This window comes from Parazoarcus communis (assembly GCF_003111665.1).
GTDB classification, from domain to species: domain Bacteria; phylum Pseudomonadota; class Gammaproteobacteria; order Burkholderiales; family Rhodocyclaceae; genus Parazoarcus; species Parazoarcus communis_B.
This window is the reverse complement of the sequence record NZ_CP022188.1, coordinates 4797613-4819266: the sequence shown is the minus strand read 5'-3', so window position 1 is coordinate 4819266 and position 21654 is coordinate 4797613. Positions and strand designations below refer to the sequence as shown.

The following is a 21654-nucleotide window of genomic DNA, read 5'->3' as shown; positions in this document are numbered from 1 at the left end:
ACAGGGAATGGACAGCGACCCCTTGTCCAGCGCCGCACTCGACATTATGGCGGTTCGGAGAGTGCATCTATTACGCATCGATCAATGCTAGGCGCGTGAGGGTCGAAAACATGATAAAAATCATTTTCTTATCGTCATGATCTTCATCAGATTGCGCATCTTCTCGTCCGAGAACCCGTAAAGCTCTTGAATGGCGAGAATCATCGCTAACCAAAGGGTCGTGCCCTCCGTGTGGTGCGCGAAATTAAGAATCGGGTCGAACTGGTGGAAGAGGTCGCAGGTATCGTCCCAACGGAAGCGATGGTTGAAACCCTGCGCGGACTTCAGCGCGCACAGCAGAGACGCCATCTTGTCATCGCCGTAGAGCGTCTCTGCCGCGTTCTCAGGCAGAGGGTCGTAGACCGCTTCAAAGATGTAGTTCAGACGCTCTTGATCGAGGTAGGGCAGATTTTTCCGAGGCATGGTTGGATGAGTGGGCTCAATTCAGCAACGGACACCAACCGGGCCTGTTCGTGTCCTCGTGTAAATGGTGGGGCCGGCATGACTGTGCGACGCACCGATAGGGGTTCCGGTCCGAGAGCCAGCGAGATTCAGGGTCTTGCACTGGGTTCTGCACCTTAGTCCATACCACCGCAAGGTCAGTGGCAAAGCACCAGTCTTCCGGCTCCGGGTCGGGGATTGCCCGGTGATTAGGACAGTCGAGACAGTTTGCGGCTAGCCCTGTGGGGGCGTTCCCCTTCTTTGATTTGGCCTTAGCAATACCTCCATTCAAGTCCGCCCGTCTTGCACGTAGTGGAAGCCTTCGTTCGAGAGTTTCTGCTCGCCATTCCAGCGGTAGGCCACCAACTTGCCCTGTTTGGCCACAGAAAAGTCTGTACAGGCCGCGAGAGTGCTCTGAATGGACGGGTGGCCACTCATCCAGTAGTGGCCGAAGAAGACTGGTCTCTGTGGCTCATAGCGGTATCGAGCGGCTTCCGGAATCTCGACCGCAGGCAGCCGCGCGCGGATGTGTTCTTCTATCATCGCCGCCTCGGGATATAGGGTTGCGCCTTCATCCCACCACCGAACGCGCACCTCTGTCCGCGGATGGCCATCCTTGTCATTGAACTTTTCGCCGACGGGCAGCGGAGCTTCAAGGCCTTTGAGCCACACTTCTATGGCATTGAACAAGGTTTCCTCGCCACCTGGAGCAGGTTTTCTCGCTGCTTCGTTCATCAATTCTGGTGTCAGGCGATTCCCCGGCGCGAGACGGTCTGCGAAGCGGTCCATATACCCGGTGTGCCAGCAGGCGTGAATCACATTGATCCCGTCCAGTTCGAGCCACAGCGGCAGGGTCAGAAACCAGTCGACAACGTCCTTGTGTAGTTCCGGATTTCCATCAACTGCAGCAAGAAAGGCGGCGTGCTGATCTTCGTTCTTCTTGGAGTGCTCGCGAAGGGGGCTGCCATGCTCGTCGAGCGTTCGCCACGCGATGGCGTTGAACTCATGATTTCCCATCGTGGCCTTTGCGTGGCCTTCCTCGACCATCCTGCGAACGATGTCGACGACCTCCAGTTGCTTCGGCCCTCGGTCGATAAGGTCGCCGACGAACACAGCCGTGCGTTCAGGATGACGCCAAGTTCCACCCTGCTTGCGGTAGTCCAGCTTTCTCAGCAGTGCTTCCAGTTCATCGGCGTGACCATGAATGTCTCCAATCACGTCGTACCCAGCAACTTCCGCCATGAGTGCTCCCGTTATGCTTGTTTCTTGATTGATGGCCAAACCCCAACGCCGACGATCTCGGCATGGCTCTTTCTTAAATCCTCGTCAGAGAGCGCGTCTTCAAAGAACGCGTCGACGAGAACGGCGCGAAAGGCTTCGAATGTGAGTTGCTCCAACGGGATTTCCGCAATCGCGCCAGCGATGCGGTCGTATTCGTCTTCCATGTCCTCGCACACGCTGCAGCCCGTGTTCGCGGGGTCGTGGCGATAGAGAATTGCACTGATGCGATCAGCCGTCATTTGCTGTTCCTGTCTTCGGTAAGAACTTCCATACGAACCTGCGGCGAGACGAACCCGTCATGCCAGAGCAGCACGCGTCCGCGGGCGCCTCCCTTGTCTGCGCATTGAAACTGCAGGACGCCCGACGCTGCGCTGGCGACCGTGATGGTCGAAGCGATGTACAGATCGCAGTCGAACTGAGCGTCGAATGCGTCGATCAACACACCTTCCCCCGGCAGAACCTGCTCATAGTGGGTCTGGGCATCGGTGGTCGCCACCGGGTCGCCACCCGCGTCGATGAACCCGCCTACCGAGCCGTTCGCGACCCAGTCGAGCGTCTCATCCGTGTGGTTCACGAAGAACAGTTCACCATTGCTGCGGTAAAGACAGAATCTTGGCCGCAACGACCTGTCGGTGCGCGAGTGTGGGTAGTTGAGCAGCGCCGCATCCCTTCGTCTCTTTGCTTGCATTTCGAGGTCCATCGTAGTGTTGTGGATTTGGCTGGCCGTCAGAGGCTGCGCTTGACCGCCCCTGTCTTGATCTCGATGACCCTCACGCGCCCGTTCTTGTCCGTGACCTGAACCATGTCACCAAGCACCTGCGCCGAGAGGATGCCGCCGCTTACAGTCCGCTTGATCCCGCCAGTCTTGATGTCGACCACCTTCGCGGAACCGCCTTGCACCTTCACCGCATAGCCACTCATGGAGATGTCTCCGTGATGAGTTGATTGCATTGACATCATGCCGTAGACCATGAGAATGGTCAGCCCGACACGCGATAGACGTAGGATAACGGTGTTGTGCGACGCAGCCTGTCGCAGGGCGTGCGGAAGATCGCATGCCGCGAGCTGAGAAGAGCCAAGCAGTGCAATTGCGAGACAGACACGAGTGACTATCCGAGAGACCATCCTTCGCCACTGGCAGCTTCTCAGGCTCTTACCCCGCTATCCGCAGAAAATCACCGTTCAAGAACTCAAGCAGGCGCTTGCCGTGCAGGGCTTCGACACTACGGAGAGGACCGTCCAGCGCGACCTGATGGACCTGTCGAGTGCCTTTCCGCTGGTGGTTGATGAGCGCGCCAAGCCTTACGGTTGGAGTTGGCAGCGTGAAGCCCGTAGTTTCGACCTGCCGGGATTGTCGGTTGCCGAGGCACTGACTTGGGTTCTAGCGGAACAGCACCTGCGCAGCCTGCTCCCGGCCGGTATCGTCGAACACCTTCAGCCCCAGTTCCAGGCCGCCCGCAGCCGGCTGTCTGCCGAGCAGCAACCCAAGCCCACGCGATCCTGGTTGGACAAGGTCCGCACCGTCCCGCCCGCCCAACCACTGATACCGCCCGGAGTCGCCCAAGAGATTCAGCGCACCGTCTCGGATGCGTTGATGCACGAACGCCAACTGGACATCAGCTACCGGAAGAAGGGCAGTAAGTCCGCGGAGAGTTACCGGATACACCCGCTGGCCATCATCCAGCGTGGCTGGGTGATCTACCTGCATGCCCGGATTGGCGACTACCCCAATGCGCAGAACTTCGCCCTGCACCGCGTTGAGGCGGCAACGCTACGCGAAGAACCAGCCATTCCACCACCGGGCTACGATCTCGACGCCGGTATCGAGCGGGGTATCTGGGCTTTCGGCAAGGGCCAGTTAATACAAGTCGCGCTGCGCTTCTCGCGCGAAGCCGGAGAGCATCTGCTCGAAACGCCCCTGTCTACCGATCAGAAGGTAAGCGAGGAGGGCGACACGCTGCTTGTCCATGCAACCGTTGCCGATACCCCGCAGCTCAGATGGTGGCTGCTCGGCTTTGGCGACGCGGTCGAAGTGCTGAGCCCAACTGCCCTGCGACAGGAATTGTCGGACGTCGCCGCTGGAATGGCCCGAAAATACGCTTCGCCGGAGCCCTGACCTGCTCCGGGGGTTTCGTCTTCCTGTCGCCACTAGTGCTTCCAGTAGCGCGATTTCTTCGTCAGTGGAAGGTACTCGATTGCGTCCTTCTGGACTCGCTGGGCGTCGAACCGACGTAACGGGGTTCGTGATGTTGATACCCCATTCGCGTCGTGCGTGGTTGACGATTGACGATAGGTAGGCGAGTTCCCGAATGACTGTCGCGGGCTTGACCTCGGTTAGTCGTTCATCGCGGTAAGCGGCGATAAGCTTCGGTGTGAGGGCGGCCATGCTCAGGTCGGCAATTTGACGGCGGCAAGTCGCCCTAAGCCTGATAGTCTCTTCCTTTCAACCACGCCTTGTTGGGACGACCTCAACGATGTAGCGGTTGATGATTTCTCGGAGCGTGGTTGTCTCGGCTTCAGTTCTGCTGACATAGCTACCGCGTTCCATCTCGACTTCGATGGTTCTCGCCCACCGCTCGGCGTCTTGGCGGGTCGAGAAGGTCTTCACTTCATCAATGAAGCCCTTGCGGATAACTCGGGTCTGCCACTTCGTTCCTCTGCGACGTATCGATGCCATTCCTCGTCTCCATTTGGACAGGAATTGGACAAGATCGAATGTGCGTCAGAATTTACAAGCTATTGTCAGAGTTCTGTATCGCGACGGACGTGGTCTTCGTGGTTGGCTGCGATCCGAAAATTCTAACGGAAACAACAGTCTAGCCTTCCGCGACCCAGTGCCCCGACTTGCCGCCGAGCTTTTCCATCAGCTGGATGCCTTCCATGCGCATGCCGCGATCCATCGCCTTGCACATATCGTAGATGGTGAGCAGGGCGACGTTGACCGCTGTGAGCGCTTCCATCTCGACGCCGGTGCGGCCGACGGTTTCGGCCGTCACCGTGCAGCGAATGGCGAGCGCGGTGGGATCGCTTTCGAACTCGACGGCGACGCGGGTGAGCGGGATCGGGTGGCACAGCGGGATCAGGTCGCTGCAGCGTTTGGCGCCCTGGATGGCGGCGATGCGGGCGATGCCCAGCACGTCGCCCTTCTTTGCCGTGCCGCTCTGAATGGTGTCGAAGGTCGCGGCTTCCATCAGGATGCGGCCGGTCGCGACGGCAACCCGGCGGGTTTCCGTTTTGGCGCCGACATCAACCATGTGGGCCTGGCCTTCGGCGTCGAAATGGGTCAGGGCGGACGGAGTGGAATCGCTCATTGTTCGGTGTCGGAAGGGTATTGAGTGAATGGTTCGACGGCGCGACTGGCACTTGCTACATGCCGATACACCGCACGCCGGAACTACGCTTCGGGAGGGTTATCATAGCATCCCATGATGCGTCGATCCCTCGCCCTGCTGCTCAGCCTCGCGCTGGCTTTTCCTGCCCATGCCGTCGATCTGCCCGATCTCGGCGACGTGGGTACGTCCGACCTGTCGCCCGCGGAAGAGCGCCGTATCGGTGAGGAGATCATCCGCGAGATCCGCTGGAAGGATGCGGCCTATCTCGATGATGCCGAGGTCGAAGAATACGTTAATCGCCTCGGCAAGCGTCTGGCAGCGGTCAGCAACAACCCGCTGCAGAGCTTCGATTTTTTTGTGGTCAAGGATGCCACCCTCAACGCCTTCGCATTGCCGGGTGGCTATATCGGCGTGCACTCGGGGCTGATTCTCGCGTCCGAGAGCGAGTCCGAACTGGCTTCGGTGCTTGGCCATGAGATCGCCCACGTCACGCAGCGCCATATCGCCCAGATCGTGGGCAAGCAAAGTCAGGCCGGCATTCTGATGCTCGCCTCGCTGCTGGTTGCGGTGCTGGCGGCGCGCAGCAATACGGATGCCAGCATGGCTGCAGTTGCAGCCGGTCAGGCCGGCGCCATTCAGTCGCAACTTGGCTACTCCCGCGATTTCGAGCGCGAGGCGGATCGCGCGGGTTTGCAGACGCTGGAGTCTGCCGGTTTCGATGTGCGCGGCATGCCCAGCTTCTTCGAGCGGCTGCAGCGCTCGAGCCGTCTTTACGAGAACAATGCGCCGGCCTATCTGCGCAGCCATCCGCTGACGACCGAACGTATTGCCGACATGGAGAACCGAGCGGCGTCGCTGCGCTACCGGCAAGTGCCGGATTCCGCCGATTTCCGCTACGTGCGGGCCAAGCTGCGGTCGCAGACCGCGCAGCCTGCGGAAGTGCTGAAGACCTTTGAAGACCTTTTCGCGCGTTCGCCAAAGGATGAGGCGGTGCGGTACGGCCTTATCCGGGCGCAGATGCGTGCCGGGCGGCTGGATGACGCCGAGGCGGGCCTGAAGGCATTGCGCAGCAGCACGGAGCCGTCGGCCTTCATCGAGACGCTTGCCGCAGAGCTTTCGATGGCACGGCGTGACGCGGGTGCCGCGGTCAAGACGCTGGACGCGGCGGCGCGGCGTTTTCCTGCCAATCAGAGCTTGCGCTACGCGCTGGCTGATGCGCAGATCATTGCGGGACGGGCGGCGGACGCGGTTGTCGGCGTCCGTCAGGGGCTGCAGACGCGCGCCGAGGATATCCGGCTGTGGCAATTGCTGTCGCGGGCCAATGCGCAGCTTGGCAAGCTGACCGCCCGTCACCGCGCACAGGCTGAAGTCTACGCCCTGCAGGGGAGCTATCCCGCTGCGGTCGAGCAGCTAGAGCTCGCGCGCAAGGCTGGGGACGGCGACTTCTACGACCTCTCTGCCGTCGACGCGCGCCTGCGCGAACTGAAGATCCGGGTGCGCGAGGAACGTCGCGAGCGCGGACTCGAGCGCTGAGTCGTGTGGCATGCGGGATGCGTCTACCGGTGCGCTGTGCTTTACATTAAAATCGTCGGGTTTGCTGATAACGAAGACTAAGGACGAAGCAATGGATTTCGACAAGGAAGTAGACGCCCGCGGTCTGAACTGCCCGTTGCCGATCCTGCGTGCCAAGAAGGCACTGGCCGAGCTTGAGCATGGCCAGGTTGTGCGGATCATTGCGACCGACCCGGGTTCGGTGAAAGACTTTCAGGCTTTTGCCAAGCAGACCGGGAATGAACTGGTCAAGCAGGGCGAGACCGCTGACAAGGCATTCGAGTTCTTCATGCGGCGCAAGTGATGTTGCACTGAGTGTTACTCAAGCAAAAGGGCCGCGATCAGCGGCCCTTTTGCTTGAGCTTCACCCCGGGGCCACGTCGGCCCCGGGAGATTGCATCAATGCCCGGCCAGCTTTGCCAGTTGCGGGCGCAACTGCTCCAGCGTGACCTTGAAGCCGGCGAGGCGATCGCGTTCCTGCTGCACGACGGCAGCGGGGGCACGATCGACGAAGCTGGCGTTGCCCAGCTTGCCTTCGGCCTTCACGATCTCGCCTTCGATGCGGGCGATCTCCTTGCCGAGGCGCTCGCGCTCTGCGGCGATGTCGATCTCCACGCGCAGCATCAGGCGGGTTTCGCCAGCCACGGCCACCGGTGCCAGCTCTTCGGCGCTGATTTCGGCGACGATCTCGACATCCGACAGCTTGGCCAGACCCGCAAGATAGGGCGCATAGGCCTTGAGCTTGTCGGCGCTGCCCGCCGCGACCAGCGGCAGGCGCTGGGCGGGGGAGATGTTCATCTCGCCGCGCAGGTTACGACAGGCGTAGATCATGGCCTTCAGTTCGGTGACTTTAGCTTCGGCCGCTTCATCGACGCGACTCAGGTCCGCCTGCGGGTAGCGCGCCAGCATCACGCTCTCGGCATCCTTGCGTCCGGCGAGCGGCGCAACGGTTTCCCACAGCTCTTCCGTGATGAAGGGAATCAGCGGGTGGGCGAGGCGCAGCACGGTCTCGAGTACGCGCAGCAGGGTGCGCCGGGTGGCGCGCTGCTGCTCCGGGGTGCCGGTCTGGATCTGGACCTTGGCCAGCTCCAGGTACCAGTCGCAGTACTCGTCCCACACGAATTCGTACACCGTGCGGGCGACGAGGTCGAAGCGGTAGGACTCGAACTGGGTGGCAACGTCGGCTTCGGTGCGCTGCAGACGGGAAACGATCCAGCGGTCGGCAAAGGAGAAGTCGAGATAGCCGCCGGGGGCGCATTGATCCGGCGTGTGCTCGTTCATGCCGCAGTCCTGACCTTCGCAGTTCATCAGCACGAAGCGGGTGGCGTTCCACAGCTTGTTGCAGAAGTTGCGATAGCCCTCGCAGCGCGCGAGGTCGAACTTGATGTCGCGGCCCGGGCTGGCAAGGCTGGCGAAGGTGAAGCGCAGGGCGTCGGTGCCGAAGGCCTGGATGCCCTCCGGGAATTCCTTGCGCGTCTTCTTCTCGATGCTCTGCGCCTGCTTCGGGTTCATCAGGCCGAAGGTGCGCTTCTTCACCAGTTCGTCGATGGCGATGCCGTCGATGAGGTCGATCGGGTCGAGCACATTGCCCTTCGACTTCGACATCTTCTGGCCTTCCGCATCGCGGATCAGGCCATGCACATAGACGTGCTTGAACGGAATCTTGCCGGTGATGTGGGTCGTCATCATCACCATCCGGGCGACCCAGAAGAAGATGATGTCGAAGCCGGTGACGAGCACGGTGGAGGGCAGGTAGAGGTCGAGCGCGTCGTTGCTCTGCTGCGGCCACTCGGCCGTCCAGTCGAGCGTGGAGAACGGCCACAGTGCGGACGAGTACCACGTGTCGAGCACGTCGTCTTCGCGGCGCAGCTTGCCCTCTTCGTAACGGGCGTGCAGCACGGACAGGCGCTGCGCGAGTTCCGGGTGCTGCTCGGTGGTCTCGCCCCTGGCCTGGCGGGCCTGGACTTCAGCCTTGAGGCCGTCGATCTCGGCTTCGAGCGCGGTCTTCCATGCACGAATGGCGGCTTCTTCGTCGGTGGCAACGTAGATCTTGCCTTCCTCGTCGTACCAGGCAGGAATGCGGTGGCCCCACCACAGCTGACGCGAGATGCACCAGTCCTGGATGTTGTTGAGCCACTGGTTGTAGGTGTTGATCCAGTTTTCCGGATAGAACTTGATCTCGCCCGACGAGACCACGTCGAGCGCCTTCTGCGTAATCGACTTGCCGTCGGCGCCCGGCTTGCTCATGGCGACGAACCACTGGTCGGTGAGCATCGGCTCGATCACGACGTTGGTACGGTCGCCACGCGGCACCTGCATCTTGTGCGCCTTGATCTCGAGCATCAGGCCGAGCGCTTCGAGCTCGGTCACGACCTGGTGGCGGGCAGGTACGCGATCCATGCCGACGATGCTGGCGGGCATGGCCACGCCTTCGAGAGCCTTGCCGTCGGTGGTGTAGCGCTCGGCGACGGCGGGCAGGCTGCCGTCGAGCTTGAGCACCACGATCATGTCGAGCTTGTGGCGCTGACCGACTGCGTAGTCGTTGAAGTCGTGCGCCGGGGTGACCTTGACGCAGCCGGTGCCGAATTCACGGTCGACGTAGTCGTCGGCGATGATCGGGATGTCGCGGCCGGTGAGCGGCAGACGCACGGTCTTGCCGATCAGGTGAGCGTAGCGCTCGTCCTCCGGGTGCACCATCACCGCGACGTCGCCCAGCAGGGTTTCGGGCCGGGTGGTAGCGACGGTGAGGCCTTGCAGTCCGTCGATCGCGCCGTCGGAGAACGGGTACATGATGTGATACAGCTTGCCGTCTTCTTCCTCGGAGACCACCTCGAGGTCAGACACGGCCGTACCCAGCTTCGGATCCCAGTTGACCAGACGCTTGCCGCGATAGATCAGGCCCTCGTTGTAGAGCCGGACAAAGGTTTCGGTGACGGTCTTCGACAGGCCTTCGTCCATGGTGAAGCGCTCGCGCTTCCAGTCCGGGCTGGTGCCGAGGCGGCGCATCTGGCGGGTGATGGTGCCGCCGGAGTACTCCTTCCACTCCCACACTTTCTCCAGGAACTTCTCGCGCCCGAGTTCGTGACGCGAGATGCCCTGGGCGTCGAGCTGGCGCTCGACCACGATCTGGGTAGCGATGCCGGCGTGGTCGGTGCCCGGCTGCCACAGCGTGTTATGGCCACGCATGCGGTGGTAGCGGGTGAGCGCATCCATGATCGTCTGGTTGAAGCCATGACCCATGTGCAGCGTGCCGGTGACGTTCGGCGGCGGCAGCAGGATGCAGAAGGCGTTGGGGTTCGACTTGTCGAGGCCGGCATCAAAGTAGCCGCGGGATTCCCACTCGGGGTACCAGCGACGCTCGATGTTCTCCGGTTCGAAGCTTTTGGCCAGTTCCATGTTGTTTTAGCGCGCTTGAAGGCAAAGGCGTAATTATAACGGATGCGCCACCAACACTCCCGGTGGCATTCGTCCGAAACAACGCAAGGCGTGTTCGCTCAGCGCAGTGAGTCGAGATTTCCCCATTCGCGCTTGATCCACGCATCGTCCTCGAACTGCGTCTGCAGAAAACCGATCCATGCGCTGACCTTGGCGGGAACGAGTCTGGGCGAAGGGTAGACCGCGTGGATCTCCTGCGCTGGCAGGGGAAAGTCCTTCAGGATCGACGTCAGCGCGCCGCGCACGATCCACCTGCGCGCAATGTAGAGCGGCAGCAGGGCGATGCCGATGCCGTCGATTGCGGCCGAGGCGATGCAGGAGATGTTGTTCGTGCGCAAGGGGCCGCCAACTGCCACCGGAATCGGGGTGCCCTTGCTGTCGGCGTAATGCCACAGGTGGTCGCCCTGCACGCTGCTATAGACGATGCAGTGGTGCGCGGTGAGCAGCGAGGGGTGGTTGGGTTCGCCGCAGCGGGCGAGATAGGCCGGGCTCGCCACGGTGACCCAGGGGTTGAGTCCGAGGCAGCGACTGCCGAGCGTGGAATCCGCGAGCTTTCCCATTCGCACTGATACGTCGATGCCGTGCTCGACGAGGTCGATCATGTGATCGTCGAACTGGAGGTCGAGTTGTACGCCCGGATTGCTGGCCATGAACTCGAGTGCCAGCGGCATCACGACCCTGCGTCCGAAGCCCGAGGAGCTCGCGATGCGCAGGCGGCCGTTCACCCTTTCTCCGAGCCGGGTGACCATGTCGTCGGCCGTCTCGACCTCACGTTGAATGATCTTGCAGCGTTCGTAGAACAGCGTGCCTGCCTCGGTAAGCCGCATGCCGCGCGTGTTGCGGTTGAGCAGACGGACGCCGAGCCTGGCCTCGATTGCAGCGATGTGCTTGGTGACCGTCGGCTGCGTCAGGTTCATGTCGCGCGCCGTGCGGGAGAAGCTGCCGCTATCCACGAGGCGGATGAAGAGCTGCATGCTGGTGAATCTGTCCATCGGCATTCTCCCGCGCCAGAGTCTTTCACTCATTCCTGTGAAGAATAATTGATATTCCTTATGCTGTGTTTTTCAGGGCTTGAATTCAGCGCAATATGCAGTGGTGCCAATGTTTTGGCGCGTTGCTGTGGTCTTAAGGGTTATCCCTTATATCAATGGGTTGTGGCGAATTCTGAGGTGCGGGTCGCTGCGTCCAGGCTGGCTTTTGATGTACCGGGTGAGGTGCTGTAGAGAATCTGCTCGAAGTGTAATTGCTGCGCTGCGGGAATAAATAAGTCGAGGGTGCCTGCCTGGCCAAATAACGACGGAGGAGACGAGATGAGCAAGACATTCACACGCCGAGAGGCTCTGAAGGTGGCTGCATCGACTGCGCTGGTGACGGCGCCGTTCATCGGCAATGCACAGGCGCAGTCGGGAACGACCTGGAAAGTGCAGTCGACCTGGGATGCCGGAACCACCGGCTACAAGCTCTTCGAGACCTGGTGCAACAACTTCAAGGAAAAATCCGGCGGTGAATTGAGCATTCAGCCTTTTCCGGCAAAGGCAGTCGCCGCCGACAACAATTCCCTGTTCGATTCGGTACGCAGCGGTGTTCTGCAGGGCATGAACCCGTTCACGCTGTACTGGGCGGGCAAGATTCCCGCATCGGTGTTCCTGTCCTCGTACCCGATGGGGCCGGATCAGCCGGCGCAGTGGGACACGATGTACTACGGTCTCGGCATGCTCGAACTGGCGCGCGAAATCTACGCCAAGCAGGGGCTGTTCTTCGTTGGTCCGATTCACCACGACGCCAACATCATTCACTCCAAGGTGCCGATCCGCTCGGTCGATGACCTGAAGGGCAAGAAGATTCGTCTGCCCGGCGGCATGGTTGCCGAGGTGTTCCAGACCTTTGGCTGCTCCACGGTGGCCTTGCCGGGCTCGGATATCTTCCCCGCACTTGAGAAGGGCACGATCGATGCGGCCGACTACGTCGGCCCGGCGGTCAACTACGACCTCGGTTTCCACCAGGTGACCAAGTACATCCTGTTCGGGCCGCCGGGAACAATGAGCGTCTACCAGCCGGTGGACATCATGGACCTCACGGTAAACATGGGGGCCTGGAAGCGCTTGAGCAAGAAGATGCAGGAGTTCGTCGAGGATCAGGTCAAGAGCTACTCCCTGCATCACTACGTGGAAATCCAGAAGGCCAACATGGTGGCGATGGACAAGTTCATCGCTGCGGGCTCCGAGGTTTCCCGGATGGGGCCGACCGACATCGAGCGCTTCCGCAAGGCGGCGATTCCGATCTGGTACAAGTGGGCGAAGAAAGATCCCGATGCGACGCGTGTGTTCAAGCTGCAGCTCGACTACATGAAGAACGAGATCCTTGGCTATGTGACCGCCGACGACCTCAAGGGTCAGAGTCTCTGAGTCTGGCCAGCGGTGCCGGTGTTGAAAACCGCTGTGCGGCGGATCGCGTCATGGCGCGATCCGGGCGCGCAGCCGCAGCGTGCCCGCGGCGACGGGGCACGGCGCTGCCGGCAACTGATCTTTTTCCGGATCGAACCTGTCTGCGGACGGGGGCGGTCCGGCCTATCTCCCGGAGTTCGTGATGAGTGACCTGCAGGGCTTTGGCTTTGTCATGCCCCATTGGGCCTACTGGGGCTGGCTGGCAGTGATGCCGCTGATCCTGATCGTGCTTGCGCAACGGCAGGGGGTGCTGCCCGCGGTCAAGCATGAGGCGACTGCGACCACTTTTGAAAGAGTGGTCGACTGGCTGAGCGACCGCAGTGGGACCTTCGTTGCGCTGTGGAGCGTGAACGCGGTGCTCGCCTACACCTACGAGGTGCTCATGCGCTACGCCTTCAATCAGCCCACGATCTGGGTGCATGAGTCCAGTTATCTGCTGTTCGGCATGCAGTACGCGCTCGCCGGCGCCTACGGCCTGCTGCATGGCTCGCACGTGCGGGTGGATGTGATCTACACCAAGCTGTCGAGACGGGCGCGAGGCGCGGTCGATGTGGTGACCTCGGTGTTCTTCTTCGCTTTCGTGCTGGTGATGATCTCCACCGGATGGCGCTTCTTTTCCGACAGTTTCAACCAGGGGGAGCGCTCGCTGGAAACCTGGCAGGTGCAGTACTGGCCGGTCAAAGCGGCGCTGCTGCTTGGGGCAATCCTGATCCTGCTGGCGGGAATATCGCACCTGATAAAGGATATCCGAAGATTTGAAACGGCCTGCCGGGAGCGGTACTGACATGCAGACCACGAATCCAAAAGCCCCTGCTGGCAAGCATTTCGGTTTCCGTCTGGCCGTCTACGGCGCAGCCTTGCTGCTCGCCGCCATCATGGCGGTCGAGGCGGTAAACATCGCGTTCTACGACCCCTGGGGTGACGACTACTTCCTGTTCCGCATGCAAGGTGTGCTCGCCAACGTGGACATGAGTGCGCTCACCTGGATCATGTTCGGCTCGCTCTTCGTGCTGCTGATGGCCGGGCTGCCGCTGGCCTTCGTCGCAGGCGGGCTCGGTGTGGTGTTTCTGTACCTGGTTGGCGACTCGGCCATGCTGAACATGGTGCCGAGTCGCGTCTTCCCGATGATGACGAACCCCGATCTGGCGGCGATTCCACTCTTCATCTTCATGGCGACGATGCTCGAGCGCGCGGGCCTGATCGAGGAGATGTTCGACGCCGTCTATCAGTGGATGGGCGGCTTGCGCGGCGGCCTTGCAGTGGCCACCATCCTTGCATCCACCATTCTTGCGGCAATGGTCGGCGTGGTGGGGGCGGCGATCGTCACCATGGGCATCATCGCCCTGCCGGCGATGCTCAAGCGCCACTACGACGAGCAGATCGCGCTTGGCTCGATCATGGCGGGGGGCGCCCTCGGGGTGCTTATTCCGCCGTCCATCCTCGCCATTCTGTACGCGGTGGTGGCACAACAGTCGGTCGGTGAACTGTATGCGGGCAGCGTGTTGCCGGGTCTGATGCTTGCGGGCCTGTATGTCGCCTACGTGCTGATCCGTTCCTTGCTGAACCCCGCAGTTGGTCCGGCCGTTCCGGTTGAGGAACGCCTGAGTCTGGGCGCCAAGCTGATCCTGTTGCGCGGCCTGATTGCCCCCATCCTGCTCGTCGTCATCGTGCTGGGACTGCTGTTTACCGGCGTCGCTACGCCGGTGGAGGCGGCGGGCCTCGGCTCCTTCGGTGCCATGATCGTGGCGCTGATTCATGGCCGTCTCACGCTTGATGGCCTGTTCGGTGCCAGTCTCGCGACCGCCAAGGCAACCGTGATGGTGTTGTGGATCATCTTCGGCGCGTCGATCTTTGTCGGGCTCTACATCCTCAAGGGCGGGCAATCCTTCATTACCGACAGTCTGCTCGGTACAGGGCTTTCGCCCTACGGCATCCTGTTCCTGATGATGTTCCTGCTGGTTGTTCTCGGCATGTTCCTCGACTGGGTCGGCATCCTGCTGCTGGCGGTGCCCATCTTCGTGCCGATCGTGAAGAGTCTGGCCTTTGACGGTTTGTTCGGCATGCCCGGACCGACGCCTGACCAGGTCCTCGTCTGGTTCGGGGTGCTTTACCTGGTCAACATGCAGATGAGTTTTCTCAGTCCGCCATTCGGCTATGCGCTGTTCTACATCCGCGGCGTGGCGCCGGCCACGATCAGCATGGCCACGATCTTCAAGTCGTCGCTGGTGTTCCTCGCCATCCAGGTGCTGGCGTTGATGCTGGTGGTGGTGTTCCCTGCACTGGCAACCTGGCTGCCCGGGGTGCTCTATGGCTCCTGAACGCGGCAGGGCCTGGTCGGTGGAAACCGGCGCGGCGTAAACGATGAAAAGGGCCCGGCAGATCGCCGGGCCCTTTGTACATGGGGTCAGTCACCTTTTCGCGGGGCCGATAACTGGCGCCGGCTTCCCGGCGCTTCAGCGTTCGGTATCGTCCAGCCGGCTCGCGATGTGTGCGGACAGGGTGGGGAGCAGTGTGGCGCGCAGGTGGGCGAGGGTCTCGATGCGCAGTCGCTCATTGAGCTTGTCGAGCTCGCGGGAGAGCAATTGCGGGAGCTCGTTGCTCAGCCAGGTTTCCACTTCGTGCGCGATCAGGGTGTCGATTTCGACCAGGTGCTCGACGAGCAGGGCGCGGTCCTGGATGCTCAGGCCGGTCTGACTTGCGGCCGCTGCTGGCGCGGGCGCCAGGGTGTTCTGCTGCAGTTGCGCCACTTCGCTGAGCAGCGGGATGCTTTCGTCGAAGTCGAGCACGACATCGGTGAGGATGGGCAGTTCGTCACTGTCGTCATTCGGTTCGTTGGCCGCTGCCGAAGCGGGCGGGGTGTTCGTGCCGTGGTGGCGACGCAGCAGCGCATCGGCTTTGCCGATCAGGCTGTCGGCCAGCTCGAGTTCGGCGTCGGCGCTTTCGTCCCGGGGTGACCACTCATTCATAGGGCTGACCTGCTTTCGGCGTCGAAGGCTTTGAGTGGAACCTGGCTGGACTTGTACTGCTGCCAGCGTGTTCGCGCGGGCAGTTTGTCCGCCTCGCTCTGGCCGACGATTTCGACCACGGTGCGGAACTGTTCGAAACCCGGCGGGATGTCGTCGGCAAGGTTGAACAGCAGGTCGGCATGGGGCCAGGGGCGGGTGCTGTCGGCGGTGCCGATCACGATCGGCGTCTCTGCCGCCAGCGGGGACTCGAGCAGCACATGGGGAATGAAGGAGAGCGGCACGGCTGTCCACAGGTGCTGGTCAAGCCGGCGTGCGTGGGCGAAGTCTGCAACGCGGATGGCGACCTGCCTGCCACCCGCATGTGCGTTTGCGGCCAGCTCGCAGGTGAGCGCGAGCCGGTCCGGCGTGTTGTGATAGAACTGTACCCGCGTCACCGCGTTCAGTCCGCCGTGCCCTCGGCACGCCTCACCAGAAACTCGGTCAGCAAGGGCACGGGCCGTCCGGTCGCGCCCTTTGCATCACCCGACACCCAGGCCGTACCGGCGATGTCCAGGTGGGCCCACTTGTAGGCCTTGGTGAAGCGCGACAGGAAGCAGGCTGCGGTGATGGTGCCGCCGTAACGGCCGCCGATATTGCCCATGTCTGCAAAGTTGCTCTTGAGCAGATCCTGGTATTCCTCCCACAGCGGCATCTGCCACGCGCGGTCGCCAGAGTCGTTGCTGCACTTGATCAGTTCGGCGGCAAGATCGTCGTCGTTGGCGAGCAATCCGGAGGGGATCTTGCCCAGCGCAACAACGCAGGCGCCGGTCAGCGTGGCGACGTCGATGACGCAGTCCGGTTTGAAGCGCTCGGCGTAGGTGAGGGCGTCGCACAGGATGAGCCGGCCTTCGGCGTCCGTGTTCAGGATCTCGATGGTCTGGCCCGACATCGAAGTGACCACATCGCCCGGGCGGGTTGCGGTGCCGCTGGGCATGTTCTCGGTGGCCGGTACGATCGCAACAACGTTGATCGGCAGGGCCATGCGTGCGATGGCCTTGATGCTGCCGATCACGCTGGCGGCACCGCACATGTCGTATTTCATTTCGTCCATTTCGGCGCCGGGCTTGAGCGAGATGCCGCCCGAGTCGAAGGTGACGCCCTTGCCGACCAGCACCACGGGCTTGGCCTTGGCCTTGCCGCCCTTGTAGTGCATGACGATGAGCTTGGGTGGCAGTTCGGAACCCTTCGCAACCGAGAGCAGCGAGCCCATGCCGAGCTTTTCCATATCGGCGCGGTCGAGCACGTCGACGTCGAGCTTGAACTGCTTGCCGAGTGCCTTCGCGGTGTCCGCGAGATAGGCCGGTGTGCACACGTTGCCCGGGAGATTGCCGAGGTCCTTGGCCAGCGCCATACCCTCCGCCACGGCCTGCCCACGGCGCACGGCTGCTTCGAGCCCAGCGTTGACCTTGCCGCTGATCGTGAGGGTGATCTTGCGAGCGCCACGTTCTTTCTTGCTGTCCTTGGCGGCTGCTTTCGGAGCGTCGAAGCGATAAGCGCCATCGGCGATGATGCGGCTGGCCTGCTGCAGGCACCATGCCTGCGAGCGCTGTCCCGGTGCCGTGTCGGCAAGGGTGACGGTGGCGTCCTTGGCAGGGCTGGACGACAGCGTCTTTGCGACGCTACCGAGTGCATCGCGATAGGCTTTGTCGCTGAAGTCCTCGGCCTTGCCGAGGCTCACGAGGAGTACTCGGTCGGCTGTCGTGCCCGGCAGGTCGTGAAGCGTCATGGAGGCGCCGGCCTTGTCTTCGAGGTCGCCGCGCTTGATCAGTTGTGACAGCTTGCCTTTGCTGGCCTTGTCGAGGGTCTGGGCAGAGGCGGTCAGGGTGCCGCCGGCGAACACGCCGACAACGAGCACGCCGGTCCGGACTTTCTCCGGGCTGACGGTCTTTATGGTAAATTCCACGAGCTTACTCCTGTGTACGACGCGTCCTTGGGTCTGTTGCCGATTATGGCCCGTTCCCGACAAGCCCGTCAAAAGCAGCTGAACACCCTCCCCAAAAACGCTTACTGGTCCAGACTTGGTGCGATGATCTTCCGCCGCGCCCTTCAGCGGGAATTTTCCTACGCCGCAGCGGCTGTGTTTGTCGCCCTGTTCGCGATTCTCATCACCACCGTGCTGATCCGGCTTCTCGGTCAGGCTGCGGGTGGCAGCGTGCCCGCGGACGCCGTGGCGGCACTGATCGGCTTCGGCGCATTGAGCGAGCTTCCGGTCGTGCTCACGCTCACGCTCTTCATTGCCGTGCTGCTCTCGCTGTCGCGAGGCTATCGTGATTCCGAAATGGTGGTGTGGTTTGCATCCGGCGTGCCGCTGACGGCCTGGATCTCGCCTGTGCTGCGCTTTGCGGTGCCGCTGGTGCTGGTCATTGCCGGGGTGACGCTCTTTCTCGGGCCATGGGCGCAGCTCAAGAACGCCGAGTACCGCGATCGTCTGGACAGTCGCGACGATACGACCCGTGTGGCGCCGGGCGTGTTCCGTGAATCGTCGGGCGCCCGCCGGGTGTTTTTCGTCGAGGTGGGTGCCGGAGAGGACGGCCGGGTGCGCAATGTCTTCGTCAGTGAGGAAGACAAGGGCAAGCTGACGGTCATCGCCGCTGCCGAAGGTTTCATGCACAACGATGCCGACGGCAACCGCTACGTGATTCTCGAAAAGGGGCGGCGCTACGATGGCACGCCGGGCACGCCCGAGTACCGGGTCATGACCTTCGAGCGCTATCAGGTACAGATCGAATCCAAACAGATGGCGGCGGCGCCGGCCAAGACCCGGACCCGCCCCACCCTGCAGCTGCTGCAGAATCCGGATGATCGTAACCTTGCCGAGCTGGCGGGGCGCATCGGCATTCCGCTGGCTGCCCTGTTGCTGGCGCTGCTCGCGATCCCCCTGTCTTTCGTTAACCCGCGTGCCGGTCGGACGAACAACCTGCTGCTGGCCCTGTTTACCTATCTGATCTACAGCAATGCGATCACCGTCTGCCAGGCCTGGGTGTCGCAGGGTCGTCTGCGTTTCGAGCTCGCCTTGCTGTTGCCGCACCTCGCTGTTCTGGCGCTGGTGGCATTCATGTTCTACCGCCGGATGGTGGTGACTCCTTTCTGGCGGTCGCGCTCATGAGCAGGATTCTGACCCGATACCTGGCGCGCGAGATCTATGGCGCCACGGCGATGGTGCTGGTTGCCTTTCTCGGCCTGTTCGCCTTTTTCGATTTCGTAAACGAGCTCGATAGCGTCGGCAAGGACGGCTACATGCTCCATCACGCCATGATCTATGTGGCGATGATTCTTCCCGGGCGGGTGTATGAGCTGCTCCCGGTGGCGGTGCTGATCGGGTCTCTCTATGCGCTGACCACGCTTGCCCGCCATTCGGAAATCACGGTGATGCGTGCGTCGGGCTTGTCGACCTGGCGGATGCTGCGGGTGCTGGGGCTGATCGGAAGCGTATTCGTCGTGCTGACCTTCGTTTTCGGAGAGTACATTGCGCCGCCCGCCGAGAGTGCCGCCCAGCAGTGGCGGCTGACGGCGACCAACTCGACGGTGTCGCAGCAACTGCGCTCGGGCTTGTGGGTCAAGGATGGGCGGCTCGTGGTCAATGTACGCACGCTGCAGCCCGATCGCACGATGGAGAAGGTGCGCATCTATACCTTCGACGACAATACCGCGCTGGCTTCGATCAGCGAGGCGGAGCGGGGTGAGTACACTCAGGACGGATTCTGGCGCCTCACCGGCGTGGTGCAGACCAACTTTCATGCTGACCGTACCGATGTTGAAACCCTGCCCGAATTCATCTGGCACTCGGAGCTGACGCCGGAGGTGCTCAGTGTGCTGATGGTGGTCCCGGAGCGCATGTCGGTCGGCAACCTGTGGGCCTTCATCCGTCACCTGCGCGATAACCAGCAAAGTGCCGAGCGTTACGAAATCGCGCTGTGGAAGAAACTGATCTATCCGTTTGCGGCGCTGGTGATGATTGCGCTGGCGCTGCCTTTCGCCTTCACCCATGACCGTATGGGCGGCGTCAGCGTCAAGGTGTTCCTCGGCGTGATGCTCGGTGTCGGCTTTCATCTTCTCAACGGGCTGTTCTCCAATCTCGGCGTTATCAACGCCTGGTCGCCGGCGATGGCCGCACTGACTCCGAGCATGCTGTTCCTGCTTGCTGCGGCAGTGATGCTCTATATGGTCGAGCGCCGCTGACGCCTTCGGGTTCTCGTCGGGGCTCGGTGGCAAGGAGTTGCGCACAAGCGGGCGGTGTGCGCCGGCTTGCGGAGTTGAAAAGACCCGCCGGACGCGCTGCACAGACATAAAAAAACGGACCCGAGGGTCCGTTTTTTGCGATTCCGAGACTGGTAATCAGCCTTGCTGCTTCTTTGCTGCCGCCGACTTGTAGTCCAGCTTTTCCTTGATCCGTGCCGACTTGCCCGAGCGCTGGCGCAGGTAGTACAGCTTGGCACGACGTACGTCACCGCGGCGCTTCACCTCGATAGAGGCGACCAGCGGGGAGTAGGTCTGGAACGTACGCTCGACACCCTCGCCGGAGGAGATCTTGCGGACGATGAAGGCAGAGTTGAGGCCGCGGTTACGCTTTGCGATCACGACGCCTTCATAAGCCTGAAGGCGCTCGCGCGTACCTTCCTTGACCTTTACCTGCACGACCACGGTGTCACCCGGGGCAAATGAGGGGAAAGTCTTGCCTTCGGAAAGGCGGGCGACTTCTTCCTGTTCGAGTTGCTGAATCAGGTTCATGTGTTTGACTCCATCTCGTCTAATGGCCTTTGGCCTGACATGCAGAGCAGGTCGCCACCTGATGCATGCGGTTTGTCATCGAAGCGTCAGTCGGCGGTGCCGTCCTTCGCTTCAGCTTGCTCCCGCTTGAATTCCTCAAGCAGGCGCAATTCTTCCTTGTTCATCACCCTGTCGGCGAGCAGTTCCGGGCGACGCAACCAGGTGCGTCCGAGTGACTGCTTCAAGCGCCAGCGGCGGATCAAGGCATGGTTGCCGGACAACAGTACGTCCGGCACCCGTTCATTCTCATATACTTCCGGCCGCGTATAGTGCGGACAGTCCAGCAAGCCATCGGCGAAGGAGTCCTCCACCGCCGAATCGGCATCGTTCAGTGCGCCGGGCAGTTGTCGCACGATGGCATCGAGCAGCACCATCGCAGGCAGTTCGCCGCCCGAGAGGACGAAGTCGCCAAGCGAGACTTCTTCATCCACGCAACGGTCGATCACACGCTGATCGACTCCTTCATAGCGCCCGCACAGCAGGATCAGGCCTGGCGCCTGAGCCAGTTCCATCACCCGTTCGTGCTGCAGCGTGCGGCCTTGCGGTGAAAGATAGATCACCGGTCCGGCACTGCCCACCGCGTCCCGCTGCTGTTGCCGGGCCCGTGCGATGCTCTGCTCCAGAGGAGAGGGCATCATGACCATTCCCGGGCCGCCGCCATAAGGCCTGTCGTCCACCGTGCGATGTGCGTCGGTGGCGAAATCGCGCGGGCTGTGAAAGGCGATCCGGTAGAGATCGCGGTCCAGTGCCCGACGGGTAATGCCGCTGCCGGTGAGGGCTGCGAACATTTCCGGGAACAGGGTGATCACGTCATAGCGGCGCGGATCGCCGTATGCCTGAATCACCAATCTTTTTCCCAGGCAACCCGGATTGTCCGGCCTGCCAGGTCTACATCAAGGACATAGGCGGCAACAAAGGGCACGAGCCGTTCGGTGTCTCCGTCCTGAATCTGCAGCACGTCGTGTGCGCCGGTAGAGATCAGTCCGCTGACGGTGCCCAGGGCCTCGCCGGCTTCATTGCTCACTTCCAGACCGACCAGGTCGCCCCAGTAGTATTCATCGGCGGCAGGCTTCGGCAGGGCCTCGCGGGGCGCGCCGATGTACCAGCCTTCGATGGCTTCTGCAGCGTTGCGGTCGGGTACGCCTTCGAGCGTCGCAACCAGCCCCTTGCCATGGGCACGGCAGCCGCGCAATTCGCGCTGCGACCATGCTTCTGCAGGGGCGTCGGGATCGTTCGAAACCCACCAGTTCGGCATGTTCCGCCACGTAAGCGGATCATCACCGAAAGGGTGGATCTTGAGCCAGCCCTGAACGCCGAAAGGGGCGACAATGCGCCCCAGTACGATCATGCTTTAAGCTT

At 61.9% G+C, this 21654-nt stretch carries 23 protein-coding genes and 1 pseudogene; 8 read left to right on the top strand and 16 right to left on the bottom strand.

Features of this window, described 5'->3' with window-relative positions; all coding sequences use genetic code 11:
• Positions 1–120: 120 nt before the first annotated feature.
• The 5 genes from CEW87_RS21965 to CEW87_RS21945 form a co-directional block, all read right to left on the bottom strand.
• Positions 121–462, bottom strand: a complete 342-nt coding sequence (locus tag CEW87_RS21965; RefSeq protein WP_108976721.1) for a hypothetical protein — start codon at positions 460–462, stop codon at positions 121–123.
• Between the two features lie 306 nt (positions 463–768).
• Positions 769–1722 carry a metallophosphoesterase gene (locus tag CEW87_RS21960; RefSeq protein WP_108976719.1) on the bottom strand — a complete coding sequence of 318 codons (954 nt, stop codon included), beginning with the start codon at positions 1720–1722 and terminating at the stop codon, positions 769–771.
• Positions 1723–1733: 11 nt separating this feature from the next.
• Positions 1734–2000, bottom strand: coding sequence for a hypothetical protein (locus CEW87_RS21955; RefSeq protein WP_108976717.1), 267 nt, complete (start codon positions 1998–2000; stop codon positions 1734–1736).
• Entirely contained in the window at positions 1997–2461 is a 465-nt protein-coding gene (locus CEW87_RS21950; protein ID WP_108976715.1) for a hypothetical protein, read from the bottom strand. Before CEW87_RS21950 ends, CEW87_RS21955 begins: the two co-directional genes overlap by 4 nt.
• Positions 2462–2487: 26 nt before the next feature.
• The gene (locus CEW87_RS21945) at positions 2488–2682 is read right to left on the bottom strand and encodes a hypothetical protein (protein WP_108976713.1); all 195 of its coding nucleotides are present in this window, start codon (positions 2680–2682) and stop codon (positions 2488–2490) included.
• Between the two features lie 184 nt (positions 2683–2866).
• Here CEW87_RS21945 and CEW87_RS21940 point away from each other — a divergent pair, with 184 nt between their 5' ends.
• Positions 2867–3877, top strand: coding sequence for a helix-turn-helix transcriptional regulator (locus CEW87_RS21940; RefSeq protein WP_108976711.1), 1011 nt, complete (start codon positions 2867–2869; stop codon positions 3875–3877).
• Between the two features lie 165 nt (positions 3878–4042).
• On the opposite strand, the pseudogene CEW87_RS23085 reads toward CEW87_RS21940, so the two are convergent.
• From CEW87_RS23085 to moaC, 3 genes and pseudogenes are all read right to left on the bottom strand, one after another.
• Positions 4043–4147: pseudogene (locus tag CEW87_RS23085) on the bottom strand (hypothetical protein); the annotation flags it as partial.
• Positions 4148–4204: 57 nt separating this feature from the next.
• A complete protein-coding gene (locus CEW87_RS21935; RefSeq protein WP_108976709.1) occupies positions 4205–4438 on the bottom strand; it encodes a hypothetical protein in 234 nt (77 codons plus the stop codon).
• Positions 4439–4577: 139 nt separating this feature from the next.
• Positions 4578–5072, bottom strand: a complete 495-nt coding sequence (gene moaC, locus CEW87_RS21930; RefSeq protein ID WP_108976707.1) for a cyclic pyranopterin monophosphate synthase MoaC — start codon at positions 5070–5072, stop codon at positions 4578–4580.
• A 114-nt stretch (positions 5073–5186) separates the two neighbouring features.
• On the opposite strand from moaC, the gene CEW87_RS21925 reads away from it, so the two are divergent.
• Positions 5187–6626: a M48 family metalloprotease gene (locus CEW87_RS21925; RefSeq protein WP_108976705.1), complete on the top strand. Its 1440-nt coding sequence runs from the start codon at positions 5187–5189 to the stop codon at positions 6624–6626.
• Between the two features lie 91 nt (positions 6627–6717).
• Positions 6718–6948, top strand: a complete 231-nt coding sequence (locus CEW87_RS21920) for a sulfurtransferase TusA family protein (protein WP_108976703.1) — start codon at positions 6718–6720, stop codon at positions 6946–6948.
• A 95-nt stretch (positions 6949–7043) separates the two neighbouring features.
• Here the strand turns inward: CEW87_RS21920 and CEW87_RS21915 are convergent, their stop codons facing one another.
• The gene (locus tag CEW87_RS21915) at positions 7044–10040 is read right to left on the bottom strand and encodes a valine--tRNA ligase (protein ID WP_108976701.1); all 2997 of its coding nucleotides are present in this window, start codon (positions 10038–10040) and stop codon (positions 7044–7046) included.
• A gap of 98 nt (positions 10041–10138) precedes the next feature.
• Positions 10139–11071: a LysR family transcriptional regulator gene (locus tag CEW87_RS21910; protein WP_108976699.1), complete on the bottom strand. Its 933-nt coding sequence runs from the start codon at positions 11069–11071 to the stop codon at positions 10139–10141.
• 318 nt (positions 11072–11389) lie between these two features.
• On the opposite strand from CEW87_RS21910, the gene dctP reads away from it, so the two are divergent.
• From dctP to CEW87_RS21895, 3 genes are all read left to right on the top strand, one after another.
• A complete protein-coding gene (gene dctP / locus CEW87_RS21905) occupies positions 11390–12484 on the top strand; it encodes a TRAP transporter substrate-binding protein DctP (RefSeq protein ID WP_108949067.1) in 1095 nt (364 codons plus the stop codon).
• 181 nt (positions 12485–12665) lie between these two features.
• Positions 12666–13307: a TRAP transporter small permease subunit gene (locus CEW87_RS21900; protein ID WP_108976697.1), complete on the top strand. Its 642-nt coding sequence runs from the start codon at positions 12666–12668 to the stop codon at positions 13305–13307.
• Between the two features lies 1 nt (position 13308).
• Positions 13309–14841 (top strand): TRAP transporter large permease, encoded by a 1533-nt coding sequence (locus tag CEW87_RS21895; RefSeq protein WP_108976695.1) that lies wholly within the window; start codon positions 13309–13311, stop codon positions 14839–14841.
• Between the two features lie 135 nt (positions 14842–14976).
• Here the strand turns inward: CEW87_RS21895 and CEW87_RS21890 are convergent, their stop codons facing one another.
• Genes CEW87_RS21890 through CEW87_RS21880 form a run of 3 tightly spaced genes read right to left on the bottom strand, consistent with a single transcriptional unit; the run spans position 14977 to position 17431 of the window.
• The gene (locus CEW87_RS21890) at positions 14977–15489 is read right to left on the bottom strand and encodes a hypothetical protein (protein ID WP_108976693.1); all 513 of its coding nucleotides are present in this window, start codon (positions 15487–15489) and stop codon (positions 14977–14979) included.
• Complete coding sequence (locus CEW87_RS21885) at positions 15486–15923, bottom strand: DNA polymerase III subunit chi (protein ID WP_108976691.1); 438 nt, start codon at positions 15921–15923, stop codon at positions 15486–15488. The genes CEW87_RS21890 and CEW87_RS21885 overlap by 4 nt, the downstream gene beginning before the upstream one ends.
• Before the next feature lie 5 nt (positions 15924–15928).
• On the bottom strand, positions 15929–17431 hold the full coding sequence (locus CEW87_RS21880) for a leucyl aminopeptidase (RefSeq protein WP_108976689.1): 1503 nt from the start codon (positions 17429–17431) through the stop codon (positions 15929–15931).
• 123 nt (positions 17432–17554) lie between these two features.
• On the opposite strand from CEW87_RS21880, the gene lptF reads away from it, so the two are divergent.
• Both lptF and lptG read left to right on the top strand, forming a co-directional pair.
• A complete protein-coding gene (gene lptF, locus CEW87_RS21875; protein WP_108976687.1) occupies positions 17555–18634 on the top strand; it encodes an LPS export ABC transporter permease LptF in 1080 nt (359 codons plus the stop codon).
• Positions 18631–19707 carry an LPS export ABC transporter permease LptG gene (gene lptG / locus CEW87_RS21870; protein WP_108976685.1) on the top strand — a complete coding sequence of 359 codons (1077 nt, stop codon included), beginning with the start codon at positions 18631–18633 and terminating at the stop codon, positions 19705–19707. The genes lptF and lptG overlap by 4 nt, the downstream gene beginning before the upstream one ends.
• Before the next feature lie 156 nt (positions 19708–19863).
• On the opposite strand, the gene rplS is transcribed toward lptG, so the two are convergent.
• The 3 genes from rplS to rimM form a co-directional block, all read right to left on the bottom strand.
• A complete protein-coding gene (gene rplS / locus CEW87_RS21865) occupies positions 19864–20256 on the bottom strand; it encodes a 50S ribosomal protein L19 (RefSeq protein WP_108949059.1) in 393 nt (130 codons plus the stop codon).
• A gap of 86 nt (positions 20257–20342) precedes the next feature.
• Complete coding sequence (gene trmD / locus CEW87_RS21860) at positions 20343–21083, bottom strand: tRNA (guanosine(37)-N1)-methyltransferase TrmD (protein WP_108977485.1); 741 nt, start codon at positions 21081–21083, stop codon at positions 20343–20345.
• Between the two features lie 53 nt (positions 21084–21136).
• The gene (gene rimM / locus CEW87_RS21855) at positions 21137–21643 is read right to left on the bottom strand and encodes a ribosome maturation factor RimM (protein ID WP_108976683.1); all 507 of its coding nucleotides are present in this window, start codon (positions 21641–21643) and stop codon (positions 21137–21139) included.
• Between the last annotated feature and the right edge of the window lie 11 nt (positions 21644–21654).